The sequence below is a fragment of the Candidatus Methylomirabilota bacterium genome (assembly GCA_035936835.1).
In the GTDB taxonomy this organism is placed as follows: Bacteria; Methylomirabilota; Methylomirabilia; order Rokubacteriales; family CSP1-6; genus AR37.
This window is the reverse complement of sequence record DASYVT010000020.1, coordinates 1-5712: the sequence shown is the minus strand read 5'-3', so window position 1 is coordinate 5712 and position 5712 is coordinate 1. Positions and strand designations below refer to the sequence as shown.

Annotated in this window: 6 protein-coding genes and 1 pseudogene; 2 read left to right on the top strand and 5 right to left on the bottom strand. The window is 68.2% G+C overall.

What is annotated here, in order from left to right; genetic code table 11:
* On the bottom strand, positions 1-278 hold a 278-nt coding region (locus VGV06_01695; protein ID HEV2053867.1), incomplete at its 3' end, for an acetyl-coenzyme A synthetase N-terminal domain-containing protein.
* A gap of 62 nt (positions 279-340) precedes the next feature.
* Here VGV06_01695 and VGV06_01690 point away from each other — a divergent pair.
* Both VGV06_01690 and VGV06_01685 read left to right on the top strand, forming a co-directional pair.
* Positions 341-1990, top strand: a pseudogene (locus VGV06_01690) (thiamine pyrophosphate-requiring protein).
* A 7-nt stretch (positions 1991-1997) separates the two neighbouring features.
* Complete coding sequence (locus VGV06_01685) at positions 1998-3023, top strand: TIGR03617 family F420-dependent LLM class oxidoreductase (GenBank protein ID HEV2053866.1); 1026 nt, start codon at positions 1998-2000, stop codon at positions 3021-3023.
* Here the strand turns inward: VGV06_01685 and VGV06_01680 are convergent.
* From VGV06_01680 to VGV06_01665, 4 genes are all read right to left on the bottom strand, one after another.
* On the bottom strand, positions 3020-3553 hold the full coding sequence (locus VGV06_01680; protein HEV2053865.1) for a CBS domain-containing protein: 534 nt from the start codon (positions 3551-3553) through the stop codon (positions 3020-3022). The two genes, VGV06_01685 and VGV06_01680, sit on opposite strands and share 4 nt — an antisense overlap.
* Positions 3554-3595: 42 nt before the next feature.
* Positions 3596-4114 (bottom strand): DinB family protein, encoded by a 519-nt coding sequence (locus VGV06_01675; protein HEV2053864.1) that lies wholly within the window; start codon positions 4112-4114, stop codon positions 3596-3598.
* 4 nt (positions 4115-4118) lie between these two features.
* Complete coding sequence (locus tag VGV06_01670) at positions 4119-5285, bottom strand: CoA transferase (GenBank protein ID HEV2053863.1); 1167 nt, start codon at positions 5283-5285, stop codon at positions 4119-4121.
* The coding region (locus VGV06_01665) for an alpha/beta hydrolase (GenBank protein ID HEV2053862.1) at positions 5282-5712 on the bottom strand (431 nt) is incomplete at its 5' end. The genes VGV06_01670 and VGV06_01665, both read right to left, overlap by 4 nt.

Sequence of the window (5712 nt, the reverse complement as noted above, 5' to 3'; positions counted from 1 at the left end):
TGGCGGTCCACGCAGTTGTCGGAGAGATTCATGAGGCCGCCCTCGAACCAGCGCGGCCAGGCGATGCCGCGTGAGACATCGAGGACGCGTGTGTAGGGCTTCATCCAGCGAAAACCCAAGTCCTTGGAGACCGCGTCCCAGTACCACTCGGGGTCATCCACGCTCCGTCGCTGGAGCGCGTCCAGCGAGGCGAGCCCGTGCTTCCGCATGAACTTTGTCAGGCGCGCGCGCTCGATGCGCTCGGGGGTGGGGCGCCAGATGATCTCGCTGTCGCTCATGGTGTTCTTTCGCGGCGCCATGGTAGCATGGCCGGCGTCGTCATCTAGACCCCCCATTTAAAGGAGACCTCATGAAGGCGGTCGCGGCTGTCGCGGAGATCCTGAAGCGCGAAGGCGTCAAGTTCCTCATCGGCTATCCCGTCAACCCCATCATCGAGGCCGCCGCCCAGGCCGACATCCGCACCATCATCGTGCGCCAGGAGCGCACGGGCCTGCACATGGCCGACGCCGTGAGCCGTGTCACCTCGGGGCAGAAGATCGGCGTCTTTACGATGCAGCACGGGCCCGGGTCCGAGAACGCCTTCGGCGGCGTGGCGCAGGCCTACGGCGATTCCGTGCCGATCGTCGTCCTGCCCGGCGGCTACCCGCGGCGCATCACCAACATCCCGCCGAACTTCAACTCCTTCATCAACTACCGGCACGTCACCAAGTGGATCGAGCAGGTGACGATGGCCGACGCCGTGCCGGACGCGCTCCGGCGCGCCTTCACCCAGGTCAAGAACGGGCGCCCGCGACCGGTCATGATCGAGATCCCGGTCGACGTCTTCCAGGAAGAGGTGCCCGAGCCTCTGAGCTACGTCGTCGCGCCGCGCATGCGCTTCGGCCCCGATCCGCAGGCGGTGGCCACGGTGGCGGCGGCGCTGGTGGCGGCCGAGCGGCCGGTCATCTACGCGGGCCAGGGCGTCCACTACGCGCAGGCGTGGAGCCAGCTGCGCCAGCTGGCCGAGCTGCTCGAGGCGCCGGTCACCACGAGTCTCCAGGGCAAGAGCGCCTTCCCGGAGAACCACCCGCTGTCGCTCGGTTCGGGCGGCAGGTCGGTCTCCAAGCAGCTGCACGAGTTCCTGAAGAACGCCGACGTGATCTTCGGCATCGGCTGCAGCTTCTCGACGACGAACTACGGCGTCGCCATGCCCAAGGGCAAAGTCATCATCCACGCGACGCTGGACTCAGCCGACATCAACAAGGACGTGCCGGTCGATCACGCCCTGGTCGGTGACGCCGGCCTGACGCTCGACGCGCTCCTCGCCGAGGTCAAGGACCGCTTAAAGGCCAAGCCACGCGGCCGCGCGCAAGCCGTGGCGGCCGAGATCAAGCGGATCAAGACCGAGTGGATGGCGCAGTGGATGCCCAAGCTCACGTCGAGCGCCAAGCCGCTGTCGCCTTACCGCGTGATCTGGGACCTCCTGCACACGGTGGACGTGGCGCGGACCATCATCACCCACGACGCGGGCAGCCCGCGGGACCAGATCTCGCCTTTCTGGGAGTGCACCGAGCCGCTTTCGTACATCGGCTGGGGCAAGACGACGCAGCTCGGTTACGGCCTGGGCCTGGCCATGGGCGCCAAGCTCGCGCATCCGGACAAGCTCTGCATCAACGTGTGGGGAGACGCCGCCATCGGCTTCACGGGCATGGACTTCGAGACGGCGGTGCGCGAGCGCATCCCGATCCTCTCGATCCTGCTCAACAACTTCTCCATGGCGATCGAGCTGCCGATCATGAAGACGGCCACCGAGAAATATCGCAGCACGGACATCTCCGGCAACTACGCCGACATGGCCAAGGCCTTCGGCGCCTACGGCGAGCGCGTCACCGAGCCCGGCGACATCGTGGCGGCGATCCAGCGCGGCATGAAGAAGACCGAGGAGGGCATCCCCGTGCTTCTCGAGTTCATCACGGAGAAAGAGATCGAGTTCTCGATCCACAAGTACTGAGACGCACATGTCCGTGAAGCTGGATCTCGGCTTCATGACGTTCGACCTCCGCGAGATCCCCGCGTACGCGCGGCGCGCGGAGGAGCTCGGCGTGGGCGCGCTCTGGTCGGCCGAGACCAAGCACGACCCCTTCCTGCCGCTGGCGGTCGCGGCCGCCAACACCTCGCGCATCCAGCTGGGGACGGCCATCGCCGTCGCCTTTCCGAGAAGCCCGATGATCCTCGCCCACACGGCCTGGGATCTCCAGAAGGCCTCGGGGGGCCGCTTCGTCCTCGGCTTAGGCACCCAGGTGAAGGCGCACAACCTGCGGCGCTTCTCAGTCGCGTGGGAGCCGCCGGGCCCTCGCCTGCGCGAGGTGGTGCTGGCGCTCCGCGCGATCTGGGCCTCTTGGCAGAGCGGCGCGCCGCTCGACTTCCGCGGGCAGTTCTACCGCTTCGACCTCATGACGCCCTTCTTCAACCCGGGGCCTATCGAGCACCCGCGTATCCCCATCTACATCGCGGCCGTCAACCCGTACATGGCCCAGATGGCCGGCGAGATCTGCGACGGGCTCCACGTCCATTCCTTCCACAGCCCGAAGTACCTGCGCGAGGTCATCCATCCGGCCGTGGAAGTCGGGCTCGGCAAGTCCGGGCGCACGCGCAAGGACTTCACCTTCCGCGCTTCGACGATGGTGGTGGTGGGGGACGACGCGGACGAGCTCGAGCGAAGCAGGCGCGCCGTGAAGCAGCAGATCGCCTTCTACGCCTCGACGCGCACCTACCAGGCGGTGCTGGGCGTCCACGGCCTCGACCGACTGGTCCCGAGGCTCCACGCCAAGAGCCTCGAAGGCGACTGGCACGGCATGGCGGATTTGATCAGCGACGAGACGCTCGACCACTTCGCGGTGACGGCGACGTGGGGGACGCTCGGCGCGCGCCTTCGCGAGCGCTACGACGGAATCTGCGAGCGCACCCAGCTCTACCCCGCGTTCCAGCCCTCCCTCGACGACCCGCGCCTCCAGGCCCTCCTCAAGGAGATGAACGCGGGTTAACCCGAGTCCACCTGGCCGGGGCGCTTGAGAGTGTCACCGCCAGGCGGCAGGTTGAGCACGGTCGTCGGGAAGAGGGTGGCCAGCCAGCGGATGACGTCGCTCACGGTCACGATGCCGACGGGCTTGCGATCGGCGTCCACCAGCGGAACCGTGCGGTAGCCCGCCACGCTCATGCAGTGCACGGCGTAGGCGACGCGGTCGCGGAGCGACAGCACCTCGGGATTGGGCGTCATCACGGCCGAGAGCGCCGTGCCCTTGGGATCGAGGCCGCGCCCGATCACGCGGGTCAGGAGGTCGCGCTCCGTGAAAATGCCCGTGAGCCTGCCGCCCGCGTCCACGACCAGCACGGCCGCCTGGTGCGCCTGGAGCATGCGGTGGGCGGCGTCTGTGACGGTCGCGGTCTCGCGCAGGCACACCGGCTCCGCGGGGGCCAGCACGCCGACGGTGTCGTTGAAGACCGCGGGGCTGATGGACCGCTCTTCGGGATCGCCGCTGCTGGAATACTCGTCGTCGGCATCGAGCTCGTGCATCGCTCTGCTCCTTGGCTGCCGGGCCCTCGGCGGCTTGCGTGCTTACTCGCCCACGAACTTCTGCGCGTTCCCCATATGCGGCCAGGCCCAGGCCTGCACGTTGGAGAAGATCTGCTTGATGTGATTCCGGTCGTGGTGGACCCACTCCTGCAGGAGATCTTCCACGCGCAGCCAGCCCACCTTGGGGTGCTGGCCGCCGCGCGTGAGGTCGCCGGGCTTGAGCCCGCGCACGATCGTCACGCTCTCGCCGCGCATCCGCTTGAGCTCCGCCACGAGCTTGGCCGCCGCCTTCATGTCGTCGCGGCGTCCCCGCGCGACCTCGTTCTGGTCCCACCCTTCGAGCTGGGGATCCTTCGAGGCGAGGAGAATCTTGATCCGCCCCGCGAACCCACGGCGCTCGGCCTCGATCAGGTGTCCGATGATCTCGTTGATCGACCACTCGTCGGGCTCCGGATGCCAGACGTGGACCGCCTTCGGCAGTGCCTCGACCTCCGCGTGGATGACGGCGGCGCCGCTCTCGAGCAGGTCGGCGATCTCGGCCGGGGAAAAGTGCTCGGCCATCGCCCTAGACCACCTTGTCCCGGCGGAGCCCGGCGATGTCCTCGGCGGAGAAGCCCAGCTCACCCAGGATCTCGTCGGTGTGCTGGCCGATGTCCGGGGCCGCCGTGCGCACCGAAGGTTGCGTGCGCGAGAACGTCACGGGCGGCCGCTGGAGGCGCATCTCGCCGAGCGCGTGGTGCTTCACCGGCACCGCGAGCCCGAGGTGCTGCACCTGCTCGTTCTCGAAGGTCTCCTTGATGTTGAGGATGGGGCCAGAGGGCACGCCCTTGGCGTTCAGCAGCTCCACCCACTCGGCGCTGGTCTTGCGGGACGTCGCCTTCTCGAGCTCCACCGTCAGCGCCTTGCGGTTCTTCGAACGGTCTGGCGCCATCTTGAAGCGCGGGTCCTCCAGCAGCGGCTCGGTGCCGAGGGCCTCGCACAGCCGGCGAAACATGTGCTGGCCCGAGGCGGCGATGTTGATGTGGCCGTCGGCCGTCTTGAACACGCCGGTCGGGATGCCCGTCGGGTGGTCATTGCCCGCCTGCGGCGGGATGGTGCCGTCGATGAGCCAGCGCGCGGCCTGAAAGTCAAGCATGGTGACCATGGCCTCGAGGAGCGAGGTGTGCACCCACTGGCCCTTACCGGAGCGCTCGCGCTCGATGAGCGCCCCGAGGATGCCCTGGGCCAGGAAGATCCCGGCCGTCAGGTCCGCGACGGGGATGCCGACGCGCACCGGCCCCTGCCCCGGCAGCCCCGTCACCGACATGAGCCCGCCCATGCCCTGCGCGATCTGGTCGTAGCCCGGGCGGTCTCGGTATGGACCCGTCTGGCCGAAGCCCGAGATGCTGGCGTAGATGAGCCTCGGGTTCAGCTTCGACAGCGACTCGTAGTCGATGCCGAGCCGGTGCTTGACGTCGGGGCGGAAGTTCTCGACGACCACGTCGGCCTTGGCGACGAGGCGCTTGATGATGTCGATCCCGCGCGGCGACTTGAGGTCGAGCGTCAGCGAGCGCTTGTTGCGGTGGAGGTTCAGCGAGTCGAAGCCGCGCCGGACGAAGTCGCCCTCGGTGTCCTCGCGGGCCGAGATCTGGATCACCTGGGCGCCCATGTCGGCCAGCTGGCGGACACAGGTCGGGCCGGACCGGGCGCGGGTGAGGTCGATGACGGTGTAGGGCTCGAGGGGCAGGCTCATCGTGACGGCGCTCCCTGTCTCATGGGTTGAGGGTTCGCGGGTTCTGGCGGCAGGATCGCGGACGCGCTGACCGACGCCGGGTTGCGCAGGGGCCAGCGCCCAGCGTCCACCGCCGTCAGGAAATCGAGGACGGCCCGGTTGAACGCGTCGGGGTCCTCGAGGTTCACGGTGTGGCCGGCCTTGGGCATGACCACGAGGCCGGAGGAACGGATCGTGCGCTTCATGAAGATCGCGGGCTCGAGGCAGGGCTCGTCTTCGTCACCGGTCATGATGAGCGTCGGCACGGTCATGCGCTCCATCCCGGCCTCGAGCTCGTAGACGGACGGCCGTGACATCTGCACGCCGCGCATGGTGAGCGCGTGGCCTGTCGCCGACTGCGCGCAGAACATATCGTAGAACTCCTGCCAGCCCGCGGGATCCTTGTCTT